Raw genomic sequence first — 26,747 nt, 5'->3', positions numbered from 1 at the left:
CCAGCAGTTTTTCCGACAGCAGTCGGAAGACCACGCGCGGTCAGCGACGACGCAGCCGGGCCAGCCGGATGCTCAGCATCAGATCGAAGCGCGCCTCTCCATCGGTGAGGTCGTTGACGTCATCACCGAGCGCCTGGGTGATCTTCTCCAGGCGGTAGTACAGCGTCGAGCGATGCAGGTGCATGGTGTCGGCCGCGCGCCTCGCGTCGCCGCCGGAGGACAGATAGGCCTCGAGGGTCTGGATCAGGTCGTCGCGTCCGTCGGCCAACAAGGCGGCGACGCCCGGGTGGATCAGCCCGTCGAGTTCGTCGGGGGAGTCTGCGAAGCTGTCGGCGAGCAGGGCCACCGCCCGCCACGAGCCGGCCCCGGTCCAGTCCGTCGGGGACCCGGCCGGACCTGCGCCGATCGCGGCGATGGCACACGCGAGCCGCGCATCTCGAAATGCCTGCGGTGCTTGCGACAAGGGCAGCCGGGTGCCCGACCAGCCGATGGCCGGATCGTCATCGAAGGTGGCCTGGATCGATGAGGTCACGGTCTCCACCAACCGCTGCGGCGGGACCCGTACGTGTGCCGGGCAGAAGGCGAAGACGCTGATGGGATTGCCCGGCAGGACGAACCAGTTGTGCGTCCGCTCGACGGTGGACAGCCGCAATCGCAATGCGATGCGACGCTGCTCGGTTTCGGAGGAATCCCCGGATGGCGCGAACGCGAAGACGCTGAGCAGGCTGTCCGGCCGGGCCATGTCGTGGGTGGTGAGTTCACGCAGCACCGGTTCGAGGGGCTCGTCCGACACCAGCCGGGTCAGCAGGGCTTGATGCGCGGACTCCACGGCGCGCTCTGTGGTCCGGCGCCGGTCCAGGATCGCCACCAGGTCCGCCCCCGCTTGGTGAGCCAAGGTGCGATCGGCCGCGCTCAGTGACTGCTGCGGGTCGATCACCCACAAGTAGCCGAAGCGGTCATCGGCCGAGCGCACCGGCACGCAGTACCGTGCCACCATGCCGTGCTGCGGCAGTGGCGGGATCGCGACACCGGGGTCGGCGTCGTCGAGTCCGAAGGCCTGGAGCCCTGCCATGACTTCGGGTTTCGTGGCGCGCTCGATGAGGCTGTGCATCCGCACGTCGTCGACGGTGCCGCGCTGACGGCTGAAGGTCATGGGCGTCATCGCAGTGTCGTCCAGCAGCACCGCGCGATTCAGGGACCGGGCGAGCAGGTCGACGATCAGCTGAAGGTGGGCACTGGGATCGGTGCTGTGCGGTTCCGCCATGCGCTCCCTTCAGATCTGTGTCGGCGGCACCGCGCTCACAGGTACCGCAAGGTTGTTGCCGGGTATCGTCGCACGCACTCCGCGGCCGGGCGGGGCGTTGACCGGGGAGATTGATCATGTGGCCCGCGGTGTGGTCGGAAGTGCGGTGGGCGTTCACCCCGCCGCGCAGCTGGCTGCTGGGCGTGGTGGCCAACGTCGTGCTCGCCCTGGTGTGGCTCTCTGTGCAGCCGTTGGCCTCCGGTGGACGTCATCACCAGGACTGGGTGATCCTGGTCGGCACATACTTCTCATCGTTCGTGCTGGCCGACACCACGACGACCAATGTGCTTGGCGCTGACCATGATCGGGTCCAGCGGGCCCTGGCGGAGTCGATACCGCCGTGGCGAATGCTGCTGCGCAAGAACCTGGCCTTGCTGGTACTCGTCGGCCTGCCGGTGCTTGCGGTGGCCGCGGTGCTGACCCTCTGGTTGGAGACGCCGGCACGGCTCGGCGTGACGATTCCGAACGTCGCGGTGCCGATCCTGTCCTGGCTGGGGATCGGCAATGTGGTCTCGGTGTTGCTGCCGGTGGCCGAAGTCCCGCTGGCGCAGCGGTGGGGTCAGCGCCATGACCGGCGGCGCATCGTGCTGTGGCTGTCCTCGTTGGCGTTGCCCTACGCGCTGTACTTCGTCGCCGACCCGATCGGCGGGGTCGAGCACCGCGAGCTGTGGCGGGCGCTGCCGACCGCCGTCGCCCACATCGTCGGTCCCGTGCTCGGCCGTGACACCAAAAGTGCTGTGCACCTTGGTGTTGCGATCATGGTCTGGATGGCCGGAACGCTGTTTGCCGATTGGTGGGTGCGGCGCCGGGGTGTGCAGTTCCGGTAGCGGCTACTGGGGTGGAGCGTCCGGTGCCGGCGACGGTGCGGCCTGCTCCGGCCCCGGGAGCCATGGCGCGCTCGCCGGCATGTGGGCCGGCGCCGCGGCGGTCTGCGGAGTCGAGGCCGGTGCGGGCTGACCGCGACCCGCCTGGTCGGCGGCCTGCACCGTCGTTGATGACCACGGCGCGGGTCCGGCCAGCGCGTCGGCCGCCCACCCGGCCTGCAGCTGGCTCATCGCGAAGTTGACGCCCTGGGTGACCAATCCGCTGTCGATGTAACTGTTGTGGGCATCGAAGCTCGACCCGTGCGCGTCACACACCAGGTCGTTGGAAACGCATAGATCGGTGGTCTTGGGCTGATACACCGGGCCGACCGTGACCGTGGGGGAGCCGATGGCTCGCATGAAACGTGGGGAAGGCTTACCGAACAGGGCAACGGCCGCAACGTGATCCGCGACGTCCGGCGGCATGGGGGCCGGCACATCGGTGGCGGCGATCCCCTCGGGGATGGTGCCCGCGGTGACGAAGCCCGCAACGGCGGCGCCCTGCGAGAACCCGCCGAGGACCATCTTGGTCCGCGGGCAGGCCGCAGCGGTGGTCACGAGCTGCCTGCGGGCGTCGCGAATTCCGTCGACGGCGGTGGGGAAGTCGGTGGTAGCGGGATAGTCGACCGCATACACGTCAAGGGTTTTCGGGCTGATTGCGGTGCGAAGCCCATTGATGAATGCCGTCCCGACCCCGCCCGGTCCGGGCGCTTCATCGGTTCCTCGGGCGAAGATGACCTGGGCGTCTGGGCAGTCTGCCGCGTGTGCTGTCGGCAATGGTGCGGCGGACAGCAATCCTGGCGGTACCACCAGGATTGCGGCTGTCGTAGCGGTCGTCAGGCTTCTGATTCGGCTTCTGCTTTTGCTTGGCCTCACGGGGTCCATGCTGACACGTCGGCGGGTCTTCTGCGCGCCTACGCGGGCCGTGTCGGGGTTGATTATTTGCTGGTAGGGCCGGATTGCCGGGCTGCGGCTTGACGATGCGGCACCGGTACGCCATGCTGTTGAACATGTTCACTGAACACGTTCAGTCGCGTGCCGCGGCGAGAGACGAGACCCGGGCGAAGGTGTTGGCGTCCGCCGAACGGCTGTTCCGCGGACAGGGTTTCGCTGCGACGACGGTTCGCCAGATCGCGACCGACGCGGGTGTCAGCACAGGCACCGTGATGGGCGTCGGCGACAAGGACGGTTTGCTCATCGAGGTCTTCGACGAGTGGATCGCCGCCGTCCACCGCGACCGTCAGGCCGGCGATGAATCGCCAGACCCGTTGACCCCGGACGCGACGGTCGATGCCGTAATCGGGCTGCTCGCACCGTTTCTGCGGTACTTCGCCGAGGACCCCGCGTTGTCCCGGCAGTACTCCTCGATCATCGTTCGCGGCAGCCATGAATCGGCGATCTTCCGCGACCTCGCCGTCGCCTTGGTCACCGAACTGGAGTCGGTCCTGGCGCGCGCCGGGCTCTCAAAGGCCGCCGCGCCACGCGCCGCCCGGGTCGTCTACTTCGCCTACCTCGGCATCGTCATGACCGGCGGCAATCAAGTGTCCGGCGGTGCGTCGGTACCTGACCAACTACGCGACGTCGTCCGTTGCGTCATTCACGATTCAACACAAGGAGATGAGCAGTGACTGGTATTCCGCACTATTGGTGGCCCACCGCATTGTTGGCGGCGGTGCTCTTCGGTGACGCGTTGATGTCGATCCGTCCGCCGCAGTTCATCCGCGGATGTCTTGAGGGAGTGAAACTTCCGCAGGACTGGTGGTGGGTGTTGATCGTCGTCAAGCTGCTGGCCGTGGCTGGCCTGGTGGCCGGGCTGAAGTATCCCGGCATCGGGGTGGCGGCCAACGTCGGGGTGATCGTCTACTTCGTGTGCGCGGCCTACGCGCACTACCGTGCCGATTTCCTCAAGCAGGAATTCTGGCTCAATTGCCTTGGCATGCTGGGGCTGTCGGTCGGTGTCTTCGTCCTGTCGTACGTGGTGTGACTCGTTACCTCAGCATCATGACCGTGAACGCCACGACGCTGACCACCACGATGCAGGCGCGTAAGGCATTGGGCGGCAGGCGCCGTCCGATCTTTGCCCCGATGTAGCCACCGATCGTGGAGCCGACGGCCAGCAGCAGCGCCGGTAGCCAGGCCACCTGGCCGACGACGATGAAGATGATGGCCGCGACCGAATTGACCAGTCCCACAGAGATGTTCTTGACGCCGTTGAGCCGCTGCAGGTCTTCCGACACGAACAGTCCGAACAGGGCCATCATGATGATGCCTTGCGCCGCACCGAAATAGCCGCCGTACACCGCGCACCCGAAGATGCCCAGGTACAGCGGCACAGCATGGTCGGTAGTCCGCTCGGTGCCGCGTCGCGCGTCGAGTGCGCGGCGCAACAGGGGTTGCACCAACACGAGCACGCCGGCCAACAGGATCAGCCACGGCACCACCGCGGTGAACGCGCCCGGTGGAAGTTTGAGCAGCAGCACCGCGCCGACAATCGCTCCGACCAGCGATACCGCGCCGAGCCGGACGATGCGGGCGCTCTGGCCACCGAGCTCATGCCGGTAGCCGTAGGCGCCGGTGAAGTTGCCGGGTACCAGCCCGACGGAGTTGGACATGTTGGCCACCAGCGGCGGGTAGCCGACGGCCATCAGCACGGGGAAGGTGATGAGGCTGCCGGATCCGACGACCGCGTTGATCACTCCCGCGGCGACGCCGGCCAGCAGCACCGCGGTGATCGCGAGGGCGGTCAGGGGTGCGTCTTACTGTGCGGTCTCACGCACTGAATTCTTCACTGGGCCGGCGCGGCCGTCGCACCGGCCTGGAAGAACTGCTCGATATCGGCGGTGCTCAGCCTCGCGACGCCGATCAGCGCCAGGTCGGCCAGTCGCTCGGGCGTCACCTGGGAGGTGGCGTCGGTGACCAGCGCCGCGCGGTAGTCGCGCTCGGAGGCGTCGAACAGGGTGGCGCGCGGACAGTTCGGCAGATTGCAGCCCGCCACCACGACGGTGTTCACCCCGAGGTCGCGCAGATGCTCATCGAGTGAGGTGCGGTAGAAGGCCGACCACCGCGGTTTGAACATGACGACCTCGCCCGCCGCGACGTATTGGATACCGCCGGCCAGCAGCGAGTCGTAGTCCAAGGGGTGGGCCAGCAGTTCGGTGGGCACGGCAGCGCCGTCGGTATGCGGTGCGGCGATCTGCCGGCCGGACTCGATCATGGCCCGACGCGGCGGGTCGGCGTCGCTGCCGCCGGGGACGTACAACCGCACGATGTGCACGATCGGTCGGCGCGCCGCGCGGAACGCCTCGAGTAGTCGCGCCATCGCGGGCAGGTGTTCGGCGGTGCCGTCGACCTGCGACGGCCCCGAGACGAAATCGTTCTGCACGTCGATCAGCACCAGGGCGCTGCGTGCCAGGTCAGGGGAGGTGTAGTCGTGGCCGGCAGACACGTTCCCGATCTTTCCAGACAAACCGCCGTCGTGAGCCACTCTTGACGACCCGCCGACGGCAATGCTAAGCAACTGCACAGCATTTGTTGCGCGCTCACCCCGGGGCGCGCGTCGCTGACGATGAGAGGCACGCGATGACGCTGCAGTCGGTCTTGGAGGACATCCAGAAGCGCCCAGGCACGGGTGATCTCATCCCGATCATCGATCCGGTGAGCGAAGAGCAGATCGGCGAATTCACCGATTGCGGCCCTGAGTTCGTCGACGAGGCGGTCGCCCGCGCCAAGTCGTCCTTCGAGGCCGGCGTCTGGTCCGGCATGCCCGGCCGCGAGCGGGCCAAGATCCTGTGGCGCATCGCCGACCTGATCGACGAGCACGCCGCCGACTTCGCGGCGATCGACTCGGCCAACACCGGCATGATGAAGATGCAGTCCGAGCTGGTGGTCCCGACCTGCGCCGAGTTCTTCCGCTATTACGCCGGCTGGTGTTCCAAGATCAACGGCACCGCCTATGACATCCGCACCAGCGGCATCGCCTCCGACGCCTATGTCGACCAGCACGGCTACACGCTGCGCGAGCCCTACGGCGTCGTCGGCCTGATCTTCCCGTGGAACGGCCCGATCTTCAACGCCTGCGCCAAGATCGCCCCTGCCCTGGCCGCAGGCTGCAGCAGCCTGGTGAAACCCGCTGAGGAGACGCCTCTTTCGGCCCTGCTGCTGGACCGGCTGATCCACGAAGCCGGCGTTCCCGAGGGCGTCATCAACCTGATCACCGGGTACGGCCACACCGCGGGCGCCGCCATCACCGCGCATCCCGACGTCGAGAAGGTCGCCTTCACGGGGTCGACCGAAGTCGGCAAGGAGATCGTCAAGGCGTCGGCGGGCAACCTGAAGAAGGTCATGCTGGAACTCGGTGGCAAGTCGCCGGTGCTGATCTTCGACGACGCTGACCTGGACAAGGCCATCTTCGGCGCGGCCATGGGAATCTTCATTCACTCCGGGCAGGGATGTGTCTGCGGCTCAAGGATTTTCGTGCAGCGCGGCGTCTACGATCAGGTGGTCGAGGGCATCGCGGGTGTCGCCAACTTCATGAAGTACGGCGGGCCGGATGAAGAGGGTGTGATGAGCGGCCCGCTGATCAGTGCCAAGCAATTGGGCCGGGTCTTGAGCTTCATCGACGAAGGCCGCAGCGACGGTGTCGAGATCGTCGCCGGTGGCTACCGACTGGATCGCAAGGGCTACTTCGTGCACCCGACGGTACTGACCAACGTCGATCCCGGAATGCGCCTGTACCGGCAGGAGATCTTCGGGCCGGTGGTGAGCATCCTGCCGTTCGACACCGAAGATGAGGCCGTCTCGATGGCCAACGACACCAGCTACGGCCTCGCGGCCACCGCGTGGACCACCAACGTCAGCCGGGCGCACCGCATCGTCAAGCGGCTGCAGGCCGGCAGCGTTCAGGTCAACTGCCAGTTGGTCTTTGACCACGACGTGCCCTCCGGTGGATACAAGCAGTCCGGCTGGGGCCAGGAGTTCGGTCGCGAAGGGCTCGATGCCTACCTGAAGAACAAGAGCGTCATCGTCCAGCTCTAATCACCCGCGGGCATCATGTGACGGAGGTCACGTCTCGGTGTGACCTCGCACCCTTCGGCTACGCAACCGTAGGTTCACAGAACCTACGGTTGCGTACCTTTCCGTCGCCGCCAATCCTTTGTATGTGAGCCACTACATCGCCAACCTGCGCGATATCGAATTCAATCTGTTCGAAGTGCTGCCGCTCGGTGCGGCCCTGGACGCGGGCGGCTACGGCGACCTCGATGCGGACACCGCCCGTTCGATGCTCGACGAGGTCTCGCGACTCGCGGAAGGCGTTGTCGCAGAGTCGTTTGTCGACGCCGACCGCAACCCGCCGGTGTTCCTGCCCGACGAGCACCGGATCACGGTGTCAGACGAGCTTGCCAAGACCGTCCGGGTGGTCAAGGAGGCGGAGTGGTGGCGCCTCGGCCTCGACGAGCGAGCCGGCGGTACGGCTGCGCCGGCGGCGCTGGTGTGGGCGATCCAGGAGATGCTCATCTCGGCCAACCCGTCGGCGACCTTTCTGTACGGACTCGGGCCGGCGATGGCCCACACGCTGGCCGAGGTCGGTACCGAAGAGCAGCAGCACTGGGCGCAGTTGGCGATGGACAAGGGCTGGGCGGGCACCATGGTGCTGACCGAGCCGGATGCCGGATCCGACGTCGGCGCGGGACGGGCGAAGGCGATCGCTCAGGAGGACGGCACCTGGCACATCGAGGGCGTCAAGCGCTTCATCTCCGGCGGCGACGTCGGTGACACCGCCGAGAACGTCTTCCACCTGGTGCTGGCCCGCCCTGAAGGGGCTGGCCCCGGCACCAAGGGACTGAGCCTGTTCTTCGTGCCCAACTTCCTGTTCGACCCCGAGACGCTTGAACTCGGCGAGCGCAACGGCGTGTACGTCACCGGCCTGGAACACAAGATGGGCATCAAGTCCTCACCCACCTGTGAGCTGACGTTCGGCGCCCATGGGAAGCCCGCGATCGGGTATCTGGTGGGCGGGGTGCACAACGGCATCGCGCAGATGTTCAAGGTCATCGAGAACGCGCGAATGACGGTCGGGGTCAAGGCTGCCGGCACGTTGTCCACCGGCTACCTCAACGCGCTGGCCTACGCCAAGGAACGCATCCAGGGCGCCGACCTCACCCACATGGCCGACAAGACCGCGCCGCGCGTCGCGATCATCGAACACCCCGACGTTCGGCGCAGCCTGATGACACAGAAGGCGTACGCCGAAGGGCTGCGCTCGGTCTACCTGTACACCGCCGCCTATCAGAATTCTGATGTCGCGCAACTCGTTTCGGGGGCCGACGCCGATCTGGCGCACCGGGTGAACGACCTGCTGCTGCCCATCGTGAAAGGCGTCGGCTCCGAACGCGCCTACGAGATGCTCTCCGAATCACTGCAGACCCTCGGTGGGTCCGGCTTCTTGCAGGACTATCCGATCGAGCAGTACATCCGCGACGCACGCATCGACGCGCTGTACGAGGGCACCACGGCCATCCAGTCGCTGGACTTCTTCTTCCGCAAGATCATCCGGGATCAAGGCTCGGCCCTGGCTCACGTGTCGAGCCAGATCACCGCCACCATCGACGCTGCCGGGCCGGACCTCAAGGCTGAAACCGACAGGCTGGCAACGGCTCTGGCGGATGTGCAGGCGATGGCCGCCGCGTTGACCGGTTACCTCATGGCCGCCCAGGGCGACCCTGAGCAGCTGTACAAGGTGGGCCTTGGCTCGGTGCGTTTCCTGCTCGCGGTCGGCGACCTGATGATCGGTTGGCGGTTGATCCTCGCCGCGCAGATCGCCCAGGCGGCGCTCGCCGGCGCCACCGAACGCGACCACGCGTTCTACACCGGCAAGGTGGCGGTGGCGAAGTTCTTCGCCAAGAACATGCTGCCGCTGCTGTCCTCGGTGCGTGAGGTGATCGAGACGCTGGACACCGACGTCATGGAAGTGGAGAACGCCGCCTTCTAGCCGGGCTTCCTGTCCCGTCGATCAGATCACAGTTCCGGCCCTGAATTGCTGTGGATAGGCCGCTGCCGTGGAAAATGGTCGCAGACCCACGACAGGACGAGGAGAGTGCGACGTGCGACGCGACACCCTGGCGTGGCTCGGTGCCCGCGCACTGACCCGCCGCTTGGGTTTGCCGCGCGCCAAGAGCTTCCGGGTGGAGCGCTCGCTTCCGGTACCCATGCGCGACGGCGCCGTCCTGTTGGCCGATCACTACGCGCCGCGGGTCCGCAAGCCGGCCGGCACGTTGCTGATGCGGGGTCCGTACGGTCGTGACGGGCTGCCCAACCGGGTGTTCGCGGGGTTGTATGCCGGGCAGGGCTTCCATGTCGTGCTGCAGAGCACGCGCGGGACCTTCGGGTCCGACGGTGCGTTCGAGCCCGGTCGACACGAGGTCGACGACGGTGCCGACACAGTCCAGTGGCTGCGTGAACAACCTTGGTATGCAGGAGAATTCGCCACCGTCGGTGCGTCCTACCTCGGCTTCACCCAGCTGGCGCTGCTCGTCGACCAACCTGCTGACCTGACCACCTCGGTGATCACCATGGCGCCGCACGATTTCGGTCATTCAGTTTGGAGCACAGGATCATTCGCCCTCGGTGACTTCCTGGGTTGGAGCTATCAGGTGGCCTGGCAGCACCGTGGCGGCTGGATCCGTCAGATCCTCCGCGGCATGGCCACGCCCCGAACCCTCAAGCCGGTCGTGGAGACCCTGCCGCTCGATCCGGCGGCAGCTGAACTGCTGGGTGGCCGTACGCCGTGGTTCAACGCATGGCTCGAACAGCCCGATCCGTCATCGCCGTACTGGGCGGAGAACGGTGTCGCGGCAGCGCTCGACAATCTGCGCGGCCCAGTGCTGCTGATCACCGGGTGGCAGGACGTATTCGTGGACCAGACCCTGGAGCAGTACCGGCGGCTGCGGGCCCGTGGCGTCGAGGTGGCGCTGACCGTGGGGCCGTGGACCCACGGGTCCGGCGGCACCGAAGCCATCAAAGAATCCGTCTTGTGGTTGGACGGATCACGCCGCGCCGCGGCCCCGGTGCGGATCTGCGTTGCCGGCGGTGACTGGCTCGAGATGCAGGAGTGGCCGCCGCCGGCCGCCGAACGGGTGTGGCACCTGCACCCTGGTGGCGCCCTCGCAGACACTCCGCCGGACACTGGGACGTCGTCCACATTTGTCTATGACCCGGCCGACCCGACGCCGAGTATCGGTGGGCGCCTTCTGGTTTCCGGCAAGTCCGGCTACATCGACGACACCGAGCTGGCCGAGCGATCCGATGTGCTGTCCTTCACCAGCCCCGTGCTCGCGGCTGACCTCGACGTCATCGGAACGCCGTACGTCGATCTGGACCATCGCACCGACAACCCGCACGCCGACGTGTTCGTGCGGATCAGTGACGTTGCGCCCGATGGGCATTCGACCAACGTCACCGACGGATACCTGCGGCTCACCGCGGCCGACGCCCCCGAGGCATTGCTCCGCCTGGAACTCGACGCGACCGCATACCGATTCGCGGCAGGCCACCGGATCCGGCTGCTGATCGCCGGTGGCTGTTTCCCGCGGTACGCACGCAATCTGGGCACCGGTGATCCGCTGGCGACGGCGACCCGGATGGTGCCCTCGCTGCACACCGTCGCGCACGGCGACGGCGGGCAGTCCCGGTTGGTGCTGCCGGTCAGCGGACCCTGACCACCACTTTGCCTTTGGCGGAACGGTTTTCCAGCGATGCGATGGCGTCCGCGGCCCGCTCCAGCGGATACACCTCGGGCGCCGGCGGGACCACCGCGCCGGACGCCAGCAGCGGCTCCAGCTCGGCCCACTGTTCGGCGAGATAGCCGGGGTGGGTCATGGCCCACGCGCCCCAGCCGACACCCACCGCGTCGACGTTGTTGAGCAGTAGTCGATTGACCTTGACTGTCGGGATATCGCCGCCGGTGAACCCCACGACCAGCAGCCGGCCACCCGGTGCCAGCGATCGAAGGGAGTCGGTGAACCGGTCGCCGCCCACCGGGTCCAGGATCAGATCGACGCCCCGCCCGCCAGTCAGCTCGCGCACCGAGTCCTTGAAGCCGTCGGCCAGCACGACATCGGAAGCACCTGCAGCGCGCGCGATTTCGGCCTTGGCCTCGGAGCTCACCACCGCGATGGTGCGGGCTGCCCCGAACGCCGGGGCCAGCCGCAGGGTCGATGTGCCGATGCCGCCGGCGGCGCCGTGGACCAGCACCGTCTCGCCCGGGCTCAGGCGGCCACGGGTGCGCAGCGCGCAGTGCACCGTCAGGTCGTTGAACAGCAATCCGGCGCCGGCCTCGAACGACACCGTGTCTGGCAGCTTGAAGACCCGATCAGCCGGTAGTGCAACGACTTCGGCCATGGCACCGGACAGCATGGTCAATGCGGCCACCCGGTCTCCGGCCGCCACATGCGCGCCCTCGGGCGCGCTGCGCACCACACCCGCGAGCTCGGCGCCGGGGGTGTAGGGCAGCTCGGGCTTGTGCTGATAGAGACCGCGGGACTGCAGCGCGTCAGGGAAAGCGACACCGGCCGCGTGCACCTCGATCACCACGGTGCCGGCGGCGGCGTCGGGTTCGGGAATCTCGTTCAGTTCGGCTGCTGACGGGCCGTCCAACCGGGCGATCTGTATGGCGCGCATGGTGTCCTCAATTCGTCGCAGGATGTCACCATCTAACATCCCGGCATGATCGATGCACGTGCCGCGGTGTTGCTTCGCCCGGGTTCGGCCCCCGAACTGGCCGACGTCCAGATTCGCGAGCCGCAGGGCAACGAGGTGCTGGTCGGCATCAATGCGGTCGGCATCTGCCATACCGACATCAGCACGGCAGCACGCTGGCCGGAGAAGCGACTGCCCATGGTGTTCGGCCACGAAGGCGCAGGCACCGTCCTGGCCGCGGGCCCGGACGCCCGCATCGACGTCGGAAGGCAGGTCGTTCTGACCTTCGCCAGTTGCTCGCAGTGCGCCGCATGCTCGTCCGACACGCCCGCATACTGCGACAACGCCACCCGCCTGAACATGGCGGGCGACCGCGGTGACGAGACGAGCGCTCTGCGGCTGGACGGTCGCCCGGTTCGCGGTGGATTTTTCGGGCAGTCCAGCTTCGCCACCCACGCGCTGGCCAACACGTCCAATGTCGTGGTCCTGCCGGACGGTATCGACGCACAGCTGGCGGCGCCGCTGGCCTGCAGTGTGCAGACCGGGGTCGGTGCGGTGCTGAACACGTTGGCCGCGGGACCGGCCGACGCGCTGGTCGTGTGGGGCGCGGGCGCGGTGGGTCTGTCGGCGGTGATGGGTGCCCGGATCGCCGGGTGCCGCGCGATCATCGCCGTCGACCCGATTGCCGAACGACGTTCGCTGGCAATCGAATTGGGCGCCACTGGGGCCGTCGACTCGGCTTCGGAGACCCTGCCGGCCGAGATCATGGAACTCACCGGCGGTGGAGCGACCCTGGCCGTCGACACCACCGCGCGCGGTGACGTCATCAGCACCGCGCTGACGCTGCTGCGCAAGTGCGGCAGTCTCGCGCTCGTCGGGCTGGGCGCGCTGACCGCAGAGCTGCCCGTCGGTCTGATCCTGGCCAACGGGCTGCGGGTGCAGGGCGTCATCGAAGGCGACAGCGAGCCGCACAGCTTCATCCCACGGCTGGCCGGGCACGTCCTTCGGGGCGAGTTGCCCGTCGACAAACTGGTACGGACATACGAGTTCGACCGCTTCGCCGACGCCTGGTCGGACGCCGCGGCCGGTCGCGCAGTCAAACCTGTGCTGGTTGTTTAGGTAGGCTCGCTGGTACGGGATGTCCCGCCGGCAACGTCGCCGAACCCGAATGGAGCAGTATGACCGTCTTCAATCAGCCCCAATTGGTCAAACCGGGACGTCCCGCAGCCCTGCCACCAGGCCGTTCGCTGGAGATCGCAGCGGTAGACGGCACCCGACTGCACGCCGAGGTGTTCGGTCCTGAGCATGGGCAGCCGATCGTCTTCGCCCACGGCATCACCTGCGCCATCGGCGTATGGGGTAACCAGATCGCTGACCTGGCGTCCGATTACCGCGTCATCGCCTACGACCACCGCGGGCACGGGCAGAGCGCAGCTCCCAAAGGCCGCCACAAGTACAACCTCGACTTTCTCGCGGCCGACCTCGATGCGGTGTTGAGCGCGACCCTCAGGCCAGGGGAGCGGGCCGTCATCGCCGGGCATTCGATGGGCGGTATCGCCATCACGTCCTGGGCGCAGCGCTACCCGCAGCGCGTCACCGAGTGTGCGGACGCCGTCGCCCTGATCAACACCACCACCGGGGACCTGCTGAAGCTGGTCCAACTGGCGCAGGTCCCGAACTCATTGGCGAAATCCCGGGCCTATGCGGCCGGCCGCATTCTCAAGACCTTCGGCGGGGCCCCGTTGGTGCCGGGTTCGCGCAAGGCAGCGCGCCAGTTCGTCGCCATGATCGCTGTCGGTCGTGACGCCGACCCTGCGGTCGCCGACTACGTCTACGAACTGTTCATGGGCACGTCTGCCGCCGGCCGCAGCGGGTGGGTCAACGCGCTGGTGGACAACCTCGATGCTCATCACATCGGCCTCGACAGCCTGACGGTGCCGGCGCTGGTCATCGGCAGCACCAAGGACCGGCTGTTGCCCATCGCGGCGTCCCGCCGGATCGCCAGGAGCGTGCCGAATCTCTGGTCGTTCGTCGAATTGGGTGGCGGGCACTGCGCGAACCTGGAGCGTCCCGACGAGGTCAATCAGCATTTGCGGGCGCTGCTTGTCGGGTCGGCCCACAGCTCGACGGCCTAGGACCGTGATGTCCTAAGGTGAAACCGGCGGTACCGGATTTGATCAAGGGAGATTCATGACGGGCAGCGACGGCGAGTTCCTCGATGTGTTGATCATCGGCGCCGGTATCTCCGGCATCGGCGCCGCGTACCGGCTGCACCAACGCAACCCGCAGCTGAAGTACGCGATCCTCGAGCGGCGGACGCGCATCGGCGGCACCTGGGATCTGTTCCGCTATCCAGGAATTCGTTCGGACAGCGACATCTTCACGCTGAGCTTCCCGTACCAGCCGTGGACCAGACCGGAGAACATCGCCGACGGCGACCACATCCGCGAGTACCTGACCACCGCGGCGCACACCCATGGCATCGACCGTCACATCACCTTCAACACCCATGTCCAGTCGGCCAATTGGGATTCGGAGACCGACACCTGGACGGTGCAGACCGTGCAAGACGGTGAAGCCAGGTCCTACCGTGCCCGATTCCTGTTCTGCGGCACCGGTTATTACAACTACGACCAGGGGTACACCCCTGATTTCCCCGGCATCGACAGCTTCACCGGCGAGGTCGTCCACCCGCAGTTCTGGCCGGAGTCACTGGATTACGCCGGCAAGAAGGTGGTGGTGATCGGCAGCGGCGCAACTGCCGTCAGCCTGGTACCCGCGATGGCGAAGACCGCCGCCAAGGTGACGATGCTGCAGCGGTCGCCCACCTACCTGATGTCGCAGTGGCAGATCGACCCGATGGTCAACTTCATCCGGAAGCTGTTGCCGGACAGGCTCGCCCACCGCATCGTGTGGTTCCGCAATGTGCTCATCGGGGTGCTCAGCTACAACCTGCTCCGCAAGTTCCCGAAGGGCGGGCGACGGCTCATCCGCAGCCGCGCCATGGCCGCCCTGCCGGACGGTTACCCGGTAGACGTGCACTTCAACCCGAAGTACGACCCATGGGATCAACGCCTCTGCGCCGTGCTCGACCGGGATATCTTCACGGCCATCGGCGACGGTCGCGCAGAGGTCATCACCGACCACATCGACCACGTCGATGCGACCGGCATCGTGCTGAAATCCGGTGCGCGCGTTGATGCCGACATCATCGTGACGGCGACGGGGCTGGAGTTGCAGGCCCTCGGCGGCATCTCCCTGGCAGTCGACGGTGACCCGATCACTCCGTCCGACCGGTTCGTCTACAAGGAGTTCCTGCTCGAGGACGTACCCAACATGGCCTGGTGCCTGGGCTACACGAATGCGTCATGGACCCTGCGTGCCGATATGACGGCGCGAGCATTCGCAAAGCTGGTGGAGTACATGGACACTCACGGCTACACCCACGCGTACCCGCATCTGGGCGCGGCACCGATGGCCGAGAAGAAGACCTTCGACCTCGACGCCGGCTACATCAACCGCAACCCCCACGCGCTGCCCAAGTCGGGTACCCATCGGCCGTGGCACGTGCGGCACAACTACGTGCTCGACGTCATCGACCACCGCTTCGACCGCATCGAAGAGTCCATGGTCTTCGGCCGGGTGAGGCAGCGGGTCTGACCCGTCCTGATCAGGATTCCCCGGGCTCGGTGAGTCTGCCCGGGGCGGCCAGCCGCCAGGAGTCGAGGAGAATGTCGGTCAATTCCTGGACATCATCGAGGGCATCGAGCCGAACCCGAACCCAGGACGACGCCGCCTCGTGCCGCGGCACCCAGAATTTGTGTGGTTCTGCGGCGATCAACTCTTCGCGGTCAAATCTGGGGCAGCGCACCGCGAAAGAGGTCTCATCGTCGGGCACGGTGACGAACATCTTGCGCGCCACGTCGAACGTCGGATGACCCCAACGCTCCTTCTCGGTGGTCTCGGGGAGGGACAGCGCGATGCGGCGCACATCGTCGGCGTCGAGCACGGTATCGAACCTTCCGGGGCCACCTTGGTGAAATCTGATCGTCGAGGCAGCCTACCGCTGTGCGGTGACAGGTACTCAGGGGCTACGAGAGCACAGCGGCGAGCTGTTCCACGATCGCCTCGATCTCGGACCGGTTGCTCAACCGGTCCGGTGCCCACGCAAGTGCGATTTTGGCCGGCGCCCAAGTACTTTCGTCGATCGGGATCAGCTTGAACTCGGGCGGCGAAAAGATTCGGCCGAGCGTCGAGGCCGGCGCGTAGCTGACCAGCGCGACGAGATACCTGTTGAACACGTGACTGGCCATCTCGAGTTCGCCGCCCAACTGGCTGACGGCCCGCACGATACGCGTGACGCCCCGCGCGTTGAGGCCCCGCGTCATCTGCGCCAGCACGACGGGATTGGGCCGCGCGAAGTCGATCACCACGTCGCGGTCCCGCAGGTCCTCGATCGCGATGATGTCATTGGCGGCCAACGGATCGTCGAACCGCACCGCGGCCGCGCCCGGATAGGTGGCCACCACCCGGTGCCGGATGCGTTTGTCAGCGGACGGCAGGTGGATCAGGCCCAGCTCGAGATGCCCGGAAACCAGTTTGGCGATGACCTCGGCCGCTGACCCGGGCACGCTGAACTCGGTGGGCATCGCCAGGCCGGCCACCGCCCGCTCGAACCTGGCCGTGAAGTCCGACGGTGCATAAGCGGTCGCCCCGATACGAATCGGGTTGCTGGCCTGTGTGATTCGAGACGCGGTGGACTTCAGCTCCTCGACCCGCCGCAGGATGTCGCGTGCCGGTTCCAGCAGCTGTGCCCCCAACGGCGTCAGACGGACTTCGTGGTACGTCCGCTCGAACAGCTCGCCGCCCAATTCCCGCTCCAGCAGTTTGATCTGCTTACTGAGCGGAGGAGGGGTGATCATCAACCGGTCGGCGGCGCGTTTGAAGTGCAGCTCTTCTGCGACAGCGACGAAGTAGCGAAGCCGGGTGAAATCGATTTCCATGCGGGTGTCGGTTACCGTCCCGAATGTGCCGCTGCCGCAGGTACTTCGAGAACGCCCCGCGCGATCAGTTCTTCGATCTTGTCGTCGTCCAAGCCGAGGAGTTCGGCTGCGACCTCGCGGGTCTGCTCCCCGAGCAGGGGCGCCTGCCCCAGCAGGGGATCGGGGATGAGGTCAGCATGGATTTGCACGTTCTCCATCATGAACGGTGCGGCCCCGTGCGGATGCAGTTCCTCGCGGAACGCCCGGCGCTCCACGTAGTAGTCCCAGGTGGGGACCTCCACGGCGTGCAGCACAGCCCCTGCCGGGACGCCTGCTGCCTGCAGTTGCGCCATCGCGTCCGCCGGTGTGCGCCGGGACGTCCACGCACTGAGTGCCTCATCGAGCCGCGCGCGCTGGCGGTGCCGCCCGGCCGGGGAACGGAGCTCTACGTCGGCGCCGAGGTCGGGCCGGTCGATCACCGCGCACAACGCCGACCAGTCGGCGTTGTCGCGGACCGTCACCGCGATCCAGGTGTCGTCGCCGGCGCCGGGAAATACGCCCCAGGGTGCGTCGTGAGCCGGCTGATCATCGGGAGCATGACCGCGGCTGGTGAGCACTTCGCCGGCGATGTCGTCGGCCAGGTGACTGAGCATCACTTCCGCTTGTGCGATGCTCGCCGATCCACCGCGGCCGCTGCGTTCGCGGCGCAGCAGCAGCGCGACCGCACTCACCGCGCCGATCCGCGCGGCCACGTGATCGGGGTACACCGTCACGGTGTCGCAGAAGGCATCTGGGTCATCCGGGTACGTCCACAACTTGGTGAAGCCCGCCGCGGCGCGCACCAACGGTCCGTAGCCGAGTCGTTTCGCCCACGGTCCGGTGGGCCCGTACGCCGAGCTGTCGACGACCACGATGCCCGGATTGATCTGCTGCAGCGCGGCGAAGTCCATGCCGAGTGCAGCTGCCACACCGGGTTTGAAGTTGCTCAGGACGACGTCCGACTGCGCTACCAACTGATGGGCCAGCGCCCGGCCTTCGTCGGACCGGAGATCGATGCCGATAGACCGCTTGTTCCGGTGGCCGGCCGCATAGGCCTGCGTCATGCGAGTGAGGCTGATGCGCAGCCCGTCGGGGAAGGCGGAGTTCTCGATCTTGACGACGTCGGCACCGAGGTCGGCGAACAGACGGCCGGTGTCGCTGCCGACCACGATGACGCCGAGGTCCAATACGCGCAGACCCTCCAGCGGGAGTCCGAGACCGGCGCGGTCGCGCTCGGTGAGCATGGGGGCGTTGCGGAGCCGCTGGTGTTGCGATGTGTCGAAGTTGAGGCTGCTGGCCCGGTACCCGTCGACCTCGACGACGCCGACCGGCACCGGTGCCGTCAGGCCGGGGGAGAGCTCCGTCTCGCGGAAGAATCCGCGCGCGGCAACCTGTTCCGTGGACAGCGCCTCGGCCAGGCTCAGCACCGCGGCCGTCGGCACACCGTGCCGTTGTCCCGCGAGCTCGAGATCCGCGCGCGTCTTATCCGAACAGAATTGCTCGATGGCCCCGAACAACGTCGCGGACGCGAAGCGCTCGCGGAGGCTGTTGAACTTCGGGTCGGCGAACTCCTCCGGGCGCCCCATCCACTCGAACATGCCCTGCCACTGGCGTTTTGCCAACACACACATGCGGACGTGGCCGTCCTTGCATTTGATGATCGGATAGCGCTGCTGCTCGGCGACCCAGTCCCGCTGCTGTTCGCTGATGGGCACGCCCGCCGCCGCGCTGCCTGCCGTCCCGAACGGCGGATCGAGGGTCTGCATCGCCCCCTCCAGCACGGAGAAATCGATGAGATCGCCTGTGCCCGTGCGCAACCGATCCAGAAACACACACAGTGTGAAGAAGGCGGCCTGAGCTGCGGCGACGTGATAGGGCAGGTCCGCACTCGGTGGCACCAGCGGTGCCTGGCCCGGAATGCCCGACCGGGACAACTCACTGGTCAACGCATGCAGCACCGGTGTGGTGGCTTGCCAGTTGCAATATCGCGTATCGCGGCCGAAGTCACTGATGGACAGGATGACCAGCGACGGATGGTCAGCGTGAATCTGCTTGACCGCCAAGGACTCTTCGGCTGCAGTCCCAGGAGGCGTGTTCTCGATGAGGATGTCAGCTGCGGCCAACATCGTCACCCATGACTGCCGGCCGGCCGGTGTCGACATATCGACCTCGACCGTGGGGACGCCGTGGCGGTTGATGGCGGTACCGATCGGCACTCCGTCGATGTTCGGTCCGACAACGTCGTCTGCGGTCACTCCGGCCAGGTTCACCGCCGTGACGTGGGCACCGAGGTCGGCCAGCAACCGGCCGACGGCGGTGATGGGTCCCGCCGTCAGATCGAGAATCTCGACCCCGGCCAGGGGCGGGTCGTAGGCCATGGTCGTCAACTGCGTCGCGCCTGGCGGAATGGAATGTCGCGATCGGTCTCGGGTTCCTTCGCCAGCCCCAATACGCGTTCGCCGATGATGGTGCGCTGAATCTGGTCGGTGCCACCGCCGATCGAGGTGAAGAACGCGTTGAGCGATAGAAAGTTCACGTCATCGGCCTCGGGGTTGCCGGGACCTGCCAACAGCGATTCTGTCCCGATGATGTCGGTCTTCAACGCAGCCTCGGAGTGCAGGATTCGCGACATCGCGAGCTTGCCGAGGGACATGATCGAACTCGACGTGCCCTGGCTGGTGGCCGCCTTGGCGCGAAGATTGTTGAGCCGGTTGAGTTCCCGCAGCGCCAGCACATTCGCCAGCTTCTCCCGCAGCGCGGCGTCGTCGAGGCGTCCGTGCTCGCCAGCCAGCTCGACGAGGCTGTCGGCCTTCGACTTGTTGCGTGACCCGCGTCCGCCGTCACCCATGATGGACCGTTCGTAGGCGAGTGCGGTCTGCAATACTCGCCAGCCATTGCCCTCTCCGCCAATGAGATTCGCGTTGGGCACACTGGCGTCAGAGATGAACACCTCGTTGAAGTGCGCTTCGCCGGTGATCTGGACCAGCGGCCGTACCTCGATGCCCGGCTGGCGCATCGGGATGATGAAGTAGCTCATGCCCTTGTGCTTGGGCACATCCCAGTCGGTGCGTGCGATCAACAGGCCGTACTCCGACGTCGCCGCACCAGAGGTCCACACCTTCTGGCCGTTGACCACCCAGCGGTCGCCGTCGCGCACCGCCGTCGTGCTCACCCCGGCCAGATCGGATCCGGCGCCGGGCTCGCTGTAGAGCAGGCAGGTGCGGGCCGCTCCGGTCAGAAAGTCGCGCAGCAGTTCGTGTTTCAGTTCATCGGTACCGAACGCGAACAGCGTGTTGGCCGGGATGTTGTGCTTGTCCTGGCAGGCGCCGGGGGCCTTGACGGCGCGGAACTCCTGCTGGATCACCGCCGCGAGTTTGCTCGGGTACCCACGGCCGAACCAGTCAGCCGGATAGGTGGGAACGGCGTATCCGGCATCGAGAACCTTTTCGCGCCAGGCGATTTCCTCGGGCGAGCTGATCCAGGGATCGTCCGATGGCGCCAGCGCGGTCCAGTTCTGGGCGAGCCAGCCGCGCACCTCGGTGCGTAGGTCGTCCGGGTTCGACGCGGTGCTGCTCATGTCAGGCCCCCTTCGATGCCAGGTAGCGCTCACGGTGATCACGCGAGCTGCCGAACAGTTGACGGCCGGTGCGAGCTCGGCGCAGGAACAGATGGGCGGGGTGCTCCCAGGTGAAGCCAATGCCGCCGTGCATCTGGATCGCCTGCATGGCCGTGGTGTGATAGGCCTCCGCACAAGCGAATCCGGCCAGGGCGACCGGGCCGTCCGCGCCGACCGGATCGGCGTCGAATTGCGCTGCGGCGTGCTGCGCGGCGGACGTGGCCGATTCGACTTCCAGCAACAGATCAGCGGCCATGTGCTTGATCGCCTGGAAGCTGCCGATGGGCCGCCCGAATTGGATTCGGGTCTTGAGGTATTCGACGGTGATGTCGAAGAGGTGGCGGGCGCCACCGACCTGTTCGCCGGCCAGGGCAATGACCGTGAGTGACAACGCGTGCTCGACGGCAGCCCAGCCGCTGGTGCCGATGCGGCGGGCCGGGGTCTCACTGAAGGTGTACGTCGACAGCCGGACGGTGGGATCGAAAACTGTTGCGGCGGTTCGGTCGAAGCCGGGTGCGTCCGGGGCGACTTCGAATATCGCGATGCCGTGATCGGTCTTCGCCACGACGATGAGGACGTCGGCGATCTGGCCGTCCAGTACGTAGTGCGCGTCGCCCGTCAGCCGGTAGTCCGTGTCGTGCTGAACTGCCTGAACCGCAACACCGTCCGGTGCCCACGTGCCACGGGCTCCGGTAGCCGCGACGGTTCCGATCGAGGCTCCCGACGCCAGAGCCGGGAGCAACCGGGCCTTGTCATCGTCAGTGCCGGCAGCCTGAATCAATGCCGTGGTGAAAACCGCGCTGGACAGGAACGGGGCGGGCAACAAGGCCGCACCGGTGACCTCGGCGACCGCCTCCAACTCCTGCGCCCCCAACCCGACGCCGCCGTATTCGGGGTCGACGATCAGACCTGCCACGCCCTGCGCGGCCAGCTTGTTCCAGAGGTCGCGATCGAAGCCGTCGTCGGTGCCCATGACCCGGCGCACGTCGGCTTCGGCGCAATGCTCACGGAGCAGGTCTTTCACGGCTGCGGCGAGTTCGGCGCGTTCGGCCACGCTCATCGTCATGTGGTCACCCTTCTGCATGTCAGGTCTATGCAACGTGGACGCCGCCGCCCTGTAAATCGCATTGTGCGACACCTGCACGTTTCCATTGGGGACATCTGCGGCACTCGAAGGCGATTGCATGTCCCGAACGCTCATGTGCGGGTTTCCGTGCTCGTCGTTTACAGCGCAGGTCCGATGCCGCCAAGGTGGACATATGCCCCTTGATCCCAGGACCCCGGTGCTCGTCGGCTACGGCCAGGTCAACCAGTACGACGAGAACCCGGGTCGCGAGCCGGTGGACTTGATGGCGGCCGCGGCGCGGGAGGCCGCTGATGCCCGCGTCCTCGAGGCGGTCGACGCCGTCCGGATCGTCAACCTGCTGTCGTTGCGATACCGCGATCCCGGTCTGCTGCTGGCTCAGCGCATCGGCGCACCCGATGCCGTGACGAGGTACACCCCGGTCGGCGGCAACGTGCCGCAGTCGCTGGTGAACCAGGCCTGCCTGGACATTCAGCAGGGCCGCAATGAGGTGGTGTTGATCGCCGGCGGTGAGACCTGGCGGACCCGGACGCGGTTGAAGGCGCGCGGTGAACGTCTGGCCGGCACCGAGCAGTCCAACTCGGTGCCGCTGGCACCTTCCGATCCCGAGTTCACCATGGCCGGTCCCGCCGAACTCCGGATCGGTCTGGTGGCGCCGTCGCACGTGTACCCGATGTTCGAGCAGGCTTTGCGGATCGCCGCGGGGGAGGCACCGGACGAGCACCGCCGCCGGATCGGCGAGCTGTGGTCGCGGTTCAGCCAAGTGGCAGAAGGCAATCCGCACGCCTGGAGTCGGGAAGCAGTTTCCGCGGAACAGATTTGGCAGCCCGGTCCGGACAACCGGATGATCAGCTGGCCGTACACCAAGCTGATGAACTCCAACAACATGGTCGACCAGGGCGCGGCGCTGCTCCTGACGTCGATGGGCAGGGCCGAGGCGCTACAGATCCCGAAAGAGCGGTGGGTCTTTCCGCATGCCGGTACCGACGCGCATGACACCTATCTGATCGGGGAGCGGGCGAGTTTCTCGGGGTCGCCGGCGATCCAGATCGCCGGCCGACGGGTACTGGAGCTGACCGGGCTCGGTATCGACGACATCGACGCGGTGGACGTGTACTCGTGCTTCCCATCGGCAGTGCAGGTGGCGGCACGTGAATTGGGCCTTGGCCTGGATGATCCGGCGCGCCCGCTGACGGTCACCGGCGGCCTGACCTTCGCTGGTGGCCCGTGGAACAACTACGTCTCGCATTCGATCGCCACCATGGCCGAACGGTTGGCTGCAAATCCCGGCCAGGTCGGCCTGATCACCGCCAACGGCGGATACCTGACCAAACACAGCTTCGGCGTCTACAGCACGCAGCCACCGATACATGAATTCCGTTGGGAAGACGTGCAATCCGAAGTCGACGCAGAGCCGACTGTCATAGCCGAGGCAGACTGGTCGGGCACCGGGACCGTCGAGACGTGGACGACGCCGGTGACCCGTGACGGTGCTCCCGAGAAGGTGTTCGTCGCCGTCCGTACGCCCAGCGGCGGCCGGGCATTGGCGGTGATCACCGATTCGTCGCAAGCCGAGGCCAGCACCCGCGAGGACCTTGCCGGCGCCACCGTGACCGTCAAACCGGACGGCACCGCCGGGCTGCAGTAAGCCCACAGCGAACACCGGCTTGCCGCAGGGAATAGATCGACGACCTCAGTCGCTGAATTTGAGCACTGATGCCGACGTTGCCCGTCGCCGAGGAAGTGCGATCTCAAAAGCATTGTCGGAGTTCGTGAAGGGATACCGCGATGGCGACCAACTCTGCTTCTGTTGGCTTCCACCCCGCCGCGGCCGCGATGCACTGGTGGTCGGACAAGACCGCCGCGTTCGTGACCCGGATGCATCTGGCGGCGAAAGTGCGTCAGCCGGAGACTTTCCGCCACAAGGCATTCGAACAGGCCGCCACCGAACGCGAAATGTGGCGTCTCTGAGTCGTTTTCGCCTGACGGTGTGACCCTGGTGAATCGTGCTGGTGGCCTCCTCTGGGTAGGCCGCCGAGCGCCAGTAGACAGAAATGTCCCCGACACAACGGCATGTCAGGGACATTTCTGTCTACTCGCGAGCGAGCAAGTTAGGGGGCCACGGTCAGCCAGTCCGCGAAGCCCGACGGATCGTGCCGGCCGAGCGCGCCGTGCTCGAACAGGCCCCAGCCTTCGGCCGGAGGCTTGGTGCCTTCATGGCATACGGCACGACCGACGTGGTCGATGACGCCGAAGCCGGAGCGGGCGATGATGCCGGGGTCGGTCATGTTGTACGTGAGTCGCTCGGTGAACTTCTCGCCCTTCCACGTGCCGTGCAGCCAGTCGGCGTCGCCGCCGTAGCCGCCGCCCACGTGAATCGGCACCGGCAGCTTGGATTCCACGTCGAAGCGGATCGGGGAACCGTCCAGCGCCGTCGCCTCGATGGTGGCACCGGTGGGGATGCGGGTGCCTGAGACGTAGTGGATCTTCACGCGCGGCCAGCCCAACTGCTCGACCCGGCCGTCCTTCCAGACGCGGGTGCAGTCGTTGAGCGACCGGAAGCCGTCAGGGGCCTCTTGGATGATCATGACGAGCGAGAACTCTTCGAACGCGATCGGCACGTACAGCCACCACATGCCCTCGAACGGCGGATCGGCCGGGCGGCCGGCAGGCTCGGCCTCGCCGACGGGGCGGATGCCCCAGGACCGGTCGCGCGAACCGATCCACGTGTCCGGGCTGACCTTGATCTCCTCGCCGTCGATGACGAGAGAGCCGCTCCAGGAACCCAATTGGGCGAAGCGCTGCGCATTCAGCGAGACCCGGTTGCCCTGCCGCATGATGTGCGGCTGCTCCTGCACAACGTCGAACAGGCCGTTCCACGTCAGATCGGCGGCGATGCCCTCGGTCTCGTCGAGCACGATTCGCACCTTGTGCAGCGGCTCGGTGACCTCGATGCGGTAGCCCACGACGTGCTGGTTCAGCCGGTCCTGGTCGATGGCGTCGGACAGGTGGACGGCGGTCTGGGTGTCGCCGCGGCGCACGAGGAAGTAGGCGTCCTTCACCCCCAGGTTGGGGTAGTAGCCCATGCCCGTGATGACGAAGATGTCGCCGGTGCGGTCGTGGGCGTTGAAGTAGCAGCGGTCGTAGAAGTTCCGGTCGCTGGAACCGGGCCAGGCGATCGGCTGCGGGACCTGGTGGATCGGATATTCGTCCATGGGGCCGAGCATTTAGGCGGTTCCTTCCAGGAGCTTCTCCAGCAGTGACTTGTGGTAGAAGAGGGACTCGAGATCGTCGGGCTGTTCCATCTCGCCGAAGTGGACGCGACGGTGGCCGGTGCGCATGAACACACAGCACCACACGACGGCGGAGTAGATGTAGAACCAGTGCAGGTCGCCGACCTCGACGCCGGTGAATTTCTTATAGGTCGCGCGCACGTCCTCTTCACGCAGCACGTCCGGCAGGCCCGGCAGCCCGGCCAGGCCGCACAGCTCCTGGAACACCTTGTGCGCGAAGATGATCCACGAGACGTCGAACTCGCGGGGACCGACCGTGGCCATCTCCCAGTCCAGTACCGCGGAAGGGCGGAAGTCCTGGTACATCACGTTGCCGATGCGCGAATCACCCCACACCAGAACGGATTCCGACGCCGCGACGTCATCGGGGAAGTTCTCCTCCAGCCAGACGAGGGCGCGCTCGACCAGTGGGGAGCGGCCGAGGCCCGCGGCCGCGTACTGATACCAGTCCTTGAGCCAGCCGAAGTGGCGGCGCAGCGCGGTGTCGCCTGGGGGATCGATCTCCTGGAGGAAGCTGAAGGTCTTGTCGGCGTCGGGGATCGAGTGCAGTTTGGCGATGGCCTCGACGGTGCTGTCCTGCAGGGTGCGCTGCTGCTCTTCGGTGGCGTCGGCGAACCAGTTACCGCCGAAGGTGTAGGGCATCACGTCCGGCGGGACCACGCCGTCGACGCAGTCCATCAGGAAGAACGGCGAGCCGAGAACCTCGCCGGTGTTCTCCAGCCAGCGGACCCGGGGGACCGGGACGTCGGTGAGTTCGCCGGCCAGGCGCATGACGTCGAATTGGTGGTCCAGGCGGTAGGAGGAGAAGACGGGAACGTCCTCGGTCGTCGGCGCGACCCGCGCGACCCACTTCTGCTCCACCGGCGTGCCGTCCTCGGTCCAGCGGCCCGTGAGAATGATTGTCTCGGAAGACATTCCGTTGGAGTCGACACCGCTCTCCACGGTGATATCGGGCTTGATGCCGCCTTCCATCACAGTGGACAGCCACTGTGACAGGATGTCCGGAACTGTTGTCACGTCGCGGCTGGAGCGCTGAATATGGTCGACGTTCGTTTCGACCGTGACGGAGCCTTCCGCCGGTTGGTTCGGCACGGAGCCTTCCTTCCCGAGATAATTACGATACGATGCGTAGCGTTATGAAATCAGACCTGCAACCGGTTGACAAGCCCTCTGGCGCTGGGCGGCCTCGCGACCGACGGATCGATGCCGCGGTGTTGACTGCTGCCGCCGAGCTGCTGCCCGAAGTCGGCTACGCCAATCTGACGATGGCGGCCATCGCCGAACGTGCAGGTACGACGAAGACGGCGCTGTACCGCCGCTGGTCGAGCAAAGCCGAGTTGGTGCACGAGGCGGCGTTCCCCACCGCACCGAGCGCGCTGACCACCCCTGAAGGGGACATCGTCGGCGACATCCGCGGCATGATCGCTGCGGCCCGTGATGTGTTCACCAGCCCGGCGGTGCGGGCGGCCCTGCCCGGGTTGATGGCAGACATGGGCGCTGACGAGGAACTCAACGCACGGGTCGTCGCGCGCTTCCACGGACTGTTCGATGTGGTGCGGATCCGGTTGGAGCACGGCATCGAGCGCGGCGAGGTGCAGGCCGACGTCCAGCCCGAACGACTCATCGAAATCATCGGTGGCGCAACGATGCTGCGGATGTTGCTGCACCCGGAGAGCGAGCTCGACGAGCTCTGGGTCGACGAGACGGCGGCCATCGTGACGCACGGGGTGATCAGCGGAGTGTGACATACAGGCGAGCCCCCGCTTCGGGTCCAGTCTTCCGCTGCGGAGTTCATTCTGACCGGGAAAGTGTTTGGCCCTTCCTGTGGATCCGGTAGTCCATGGGCTACGCGAACCGTCGCCACTGCACAGGAG

The 26,747-nt window shown here is 66.6% G+C and carries 24 protein-coding genes; 12 read left to right on the top strand and 12 right to left on the bottom strand.

Annotated elements, in window-relative coordinates; all coding sequences use genetic code 11:
- Positions 1-40 precede the first annotated feature (40 nt).
- Positions 41-1,264 carry a PucR family transcriptional regulator gene (locus tag A7G45_RS23690; RefSeq protein WP_260940637.1) on the bottom strand — a complete coding sequence of 408 codons (1,224 nt, stop codon included), beginning with the start codon at positions 1,262-1,264 and terminating at the stop codon, positions 41-43.
- 116 nt (positions 1,265-1,380) lie between these two features.
- Between A7G45_RS23690 and A7G45_RS23685 the strand changes: the two genes are divergently transcribed.
- A complete protein-coding gene (locus A7G45_RS23685; RefSeq protein WP_260940636.1) occupies positions 1,381-2,130 on the top strand; it encodes a hypothetical protein in 750 nt (249 codons plus the stop codon).
- A gap of 3 nt (positions 2,131-2,133) precedes the next feature.
- Here A7G45_RS23685 and A7G45_RS23680 read toward each other — a convergent pair whose 3' ends face one another.
- On the bottom strand, positions 2,134-2,943 hold the full coding sequence (locus A7G45_RS23680) for a cutinase family protein (RefSeq protein WP_234711403.1): 810 nt from the start codon (positions 2,941-2,943) through the stop codon (positions 2,134-2,136).
- 233 nt (positions 2,944-3,176) lie between these two features.
- Between A7G45_RS23680 and A7G45_RS23675 the strand changes: the two genes are divergently transcribed.
- Positions 3,177-3,794, top strand: coding sequence for a TetR/AcrR family transcriptional regulator (locus A7G45_RS23675; RefSeq protein ID WP_043985350.1), 618 nt, complete (start codon positions 3,177-3,179; stop codon positions 3,792-3,794).
- Positions 3,795-3,799: 5 nt separating this feature from the next.
- Positions 3,800-4,150 (top strand): DoxX family protein, encoded by a 351-nt coding sequence (locus tag A7G45_RS23670; protein ID WP_110789009.1) that lies wholly within the window; start codon positions 3,800-3,802, stop codon positions 4,148-4,150.
- 4 nt (positions 4,151-4,154) lie between these two features.
- Here the strand turns inward: A7G45_RS23670 and A7G45_RS23665 are convergent, their stop codons facing one another.
- Both A7G45_RS23665 and A7G45_RS23660 read right to left on the bottom strand, forming a co-directional pair.
- On the bottom strand, positions 4,155-4,889 hold the full coding sequence (locus tag A7G45_RS23665) for a sulfite exporter TauE/SafE family protein (protein ID WP_407667543.1): 735 nt from the start codon (positions 4,887-4,889) through the stop codon (positions 4,155-4,157).
- Positions 4,890-4,951: 62 nt separating this feature from the next.
- A complete protein-coding gene (locus tag A7G45_RS23660; RefSeq protein ID WP_043400265.1) occupies positions 4,952-5,611 on the bottom strand; it encodes a cysteine hydrolase family protein in 660 nt (219 codons plus the stop codon).
- A gap of 134 nt (positions 5,612-5,745) precedes the next feature.
- Between A7G45_RS23660 and A7G45_RS23655 the strand changes: the two genes are divergently transcribed.
- The 3 genes from A7G45_RS23655 (at position 5,746) to A7G45_RS23645 (ending at position 10,880) form a co-directional block, all read left to right on the top strand.
- Positions 5,746-7,200 carry an aldehyde dehydrogenase family protein gene (locus tag A7G45_RS23655; RefSeq protein ID WP_260940631.1) on the top strand — a complete coding sequence of 485 codons (1,455 nt, stop codon included), beginning with the start codon at positions 5,746-5,748 and terminating at the stop codon, positions 7,198-7,200.
- 124 nt (positions 7,201-7,324) lie between these two features.
- Entirely contained in the window at positions 7,325-9,154 is a 1,830-nt protein-coding gene (locus tag A7G45_RS23650; RefSeq protein WP_043400200.1) for an acyl-CoA dehydrogenase, read from the top strand.
- Between the two features lie 112 nt (positions 9,155-9,266).
- On the top strand, positions 9,267-10,880 hold the full coding sequence (locus A7G45_RS23645) for a CocE/NonD family hydrolase (protein ID WP_260940628.1): 1,614 nt from the start codon (positions 9,267-9,269) through the stop codon (positions 10,878-10,880).
- On the opposite strand, the gene A7G45_RS23640 is transcribed toward A7G45_RS23645, so the two are convergent.
- Entirely contained in the window at positions 10,867-11,841 is a 975-nt protein-coding gene (locus A7G45_RS23640; protein ID WP_260940625.1) for an NADPH:quinone oxidoreductase family protein, read from the bottom strand. The two genes, A7G45_RS23645 and A7G45_RS23640, sit on opposite strands and share 14 nt — an antisense overlap.
- A gap of 45 nt (positions 11,842-11,886) precedes the next feature.
- Here A7G45_RS23640 and A7G45_RS23635 point away from each other — a divergent pair, with 45 nt between their 5' ends.
- From A7G45_RS23635 to A7G45_RS23625, 3 genes are read left to right on the top strand one after another with little or no spacing between them, the layout of a single operon-like run.
- A complete protein-coding gene (locus A7G45_RS23635; RefSeq protein ID WP_043400199.1) occupies positions 11,887-12,978 on the top strand; it encodes an NAD(P)-dependent alcohol dehydrogenase in 1,092 nt (363 codons plus the stop codon).
- Positions 12,979-13,037: 59 nt separating this feature from the next.
- Complete coding sequence (locus tag A7G45_RS23630) at positions 13,038-13,994, top strand: alpha/beta fold hydrolase (RefSeq protein ID WP_043985311.1); 957 nt, start codon at positions 13,038-13,040, stop codon at positions 13,992-13,994.
- Between the two features lie 55 nt (positions 13,995-14,049).
- Complete coding sequence (locus A7G45_RS23625; protein WP_260940623.1) at positions 14,050-15,519, top strand: flavin-containing monooxygenase; 1,470 nt, start codon at positions 14,050-14,052, stop codon at positions 15,517-15,519.
- Positions 15,520-15,529: 10 nt separating this feature from the next.
- Here A7G45_RS23625 and A7G45_RS23620 read toward each other — a convergent pair whose 3' ends face one another.
- The 5 genes from A7G45_RS23620 to A7G45_RS23600 all read right to left on the bottom strand — a co-directional run bounded on the left by A7G45_RS23620 (position 15,530) and on the right by A7G45_RS23600 (position 21,562).
- Positions 15,530-15,868 (bottom strand): MmcQ/YjbR family DNA-binding protein, encoded by a 339-nt coding sequence (locus tag A7G45_RS23620; RefSeq protein WP_043400193.1) that lies wholly within the window; start codon positions 15,866-15,868, stop codon positions 15,530-15,532.
- A gap of 82 nt (positions 15,869-15,950) precedes the next feature.
- Positions 15,951-16,862: a LysR family transcriptional regulator gene (locus A7G45_RS23615; protein ID WP_260940622.1), complete on the bottom strand. Its 912-nt coding sequence runs from the start codon at positions 16,860-16,862 to the stop codon at positions 15,951-15,953.
- A gap of 11 nt (positions 16,863-16,873) precedes the next feature.
- Positions 16,874-19,258: a CaiB/BaiF CoA-transferase family protein gene (locus tag A7G45_RS23610; RefSeq protein ID WP_260940621.1), complete on the bottom strand. Its 2,385-nt coding sequence runs from the start codon at positions 19,256-19,258 to the stop codon at positions 16,874-16,876.
- Positions 19,259-19,263: 5 nt separating this feature from the next.
- Positions 19,264-20,457 carry an acyl-CoA dehydrogenase family protein gene (locus tag A7G45_RS23605; protein ID WP_260940619.1) on the bottom strand — a complete coding sequence of 398 codons (1,194 nt, stop codon included), beginning with the start codon at positions 20,455-20,457 and terminating at the stop codon, positions 19,264-19,266.
- A gap of 1 nt (position 20,458) precedes the next feature.
- Positions 20,459-21,562 (bottom strand): acyl-CoA dehydrogenase family protein, encoded by a 1,104-nt coding sequence (locus A7G45_RS23600; RefSeq protein WP_260940618.1) that lies wholly within the window; start codon positions 21,560-21,562, stop codon positions 20,459-20,461.
- 193 nt (positions 21,563-21,755) lie between these two features.
- On the opposite strand from A7G45_RS23600, the gene A7G45_RS23595 reads away from it, so the two are divergent.
- A complete protein-coding gene (locus tag A7G45_RS23595) occupies positions 21,756-23,228 on the top strand; it encodes an acetyl-CoA acetyltransferase (protein ID WP_260940616.1) in 1,473 nt (490 codons plus the stop codon).
- Between the two features lie 140 nt (positions 23,229-23,368).
- Positions 23,369-23,551: a hypothetical protein gene (locus A7G45_RS23590; protein WP_043400177.1), complete on the top strand. Its 183-nt coding sequence runs from the start codon at positions 23,369-23,371 to the stop codon at positions 23,549-23,551.
- A gap of 140 nt (positions 23,552-23,691) precedes the next feature.
- Here the strand turns inward: A7G45_RS23590 and A7G45_RS23585 are convergent, their stop codons facing one another.
- Together A7G45_RS23585 and A7G45_RS23580 are read right to left on the bottom strand one after the other, a co-directional pair.
- Complete coding sequence (locus tag A7G45_RS23585) at positions 23,692-24,807, bottom strand: Rv3169 family protein (protein WP_260940614.1); 1,116 nt, start codon at positions 24,805-24,807, stop codon at positions 23,692-23,694.
- Positions 24,808-25,965 (bottom strand): phosphotransferase family protein, encoded by a 1,158-nt coding sequence (locus A7G45_RS23580; RefSeq protein WP_260940613.1) that lies wholly within the window; start codon positions 25,963-25,965, stop codon positions 24,808-24,810. It abuts the gene before it with no gap.
- Positions 25,966-26,009: 44 nt separating this feature from the next.
- On the opposite strand from A7G45_RS23580, the gene A7G45_RS23575 reads away from it, so the two are divergent.
- A complete protein-coding gene (locus A7G45_RS23575; protein ID WP_260940612.1) occupies positions 26,010-26,618 on the top strand; it encodes a TetR/AcrR family transcriptional regulator in 609 nt (202 codons plus the stop codon).
- Positions 26,619-26,747 lie beyond the last annotated feature (129 nt).

It is taken from the genome of Mycolicibacterium llatzerense, assembly GCF_025331195.1.
GTDB lineage: Bacteria > Actinomycetota > Actinomycetes > Mycobacteriales > Mycobacteriaceae > Mycobacterium > Mycobacterium llatzerense.
This window is presented reverse-complemented; position numbering and strand designations above follow the sequence as displayed.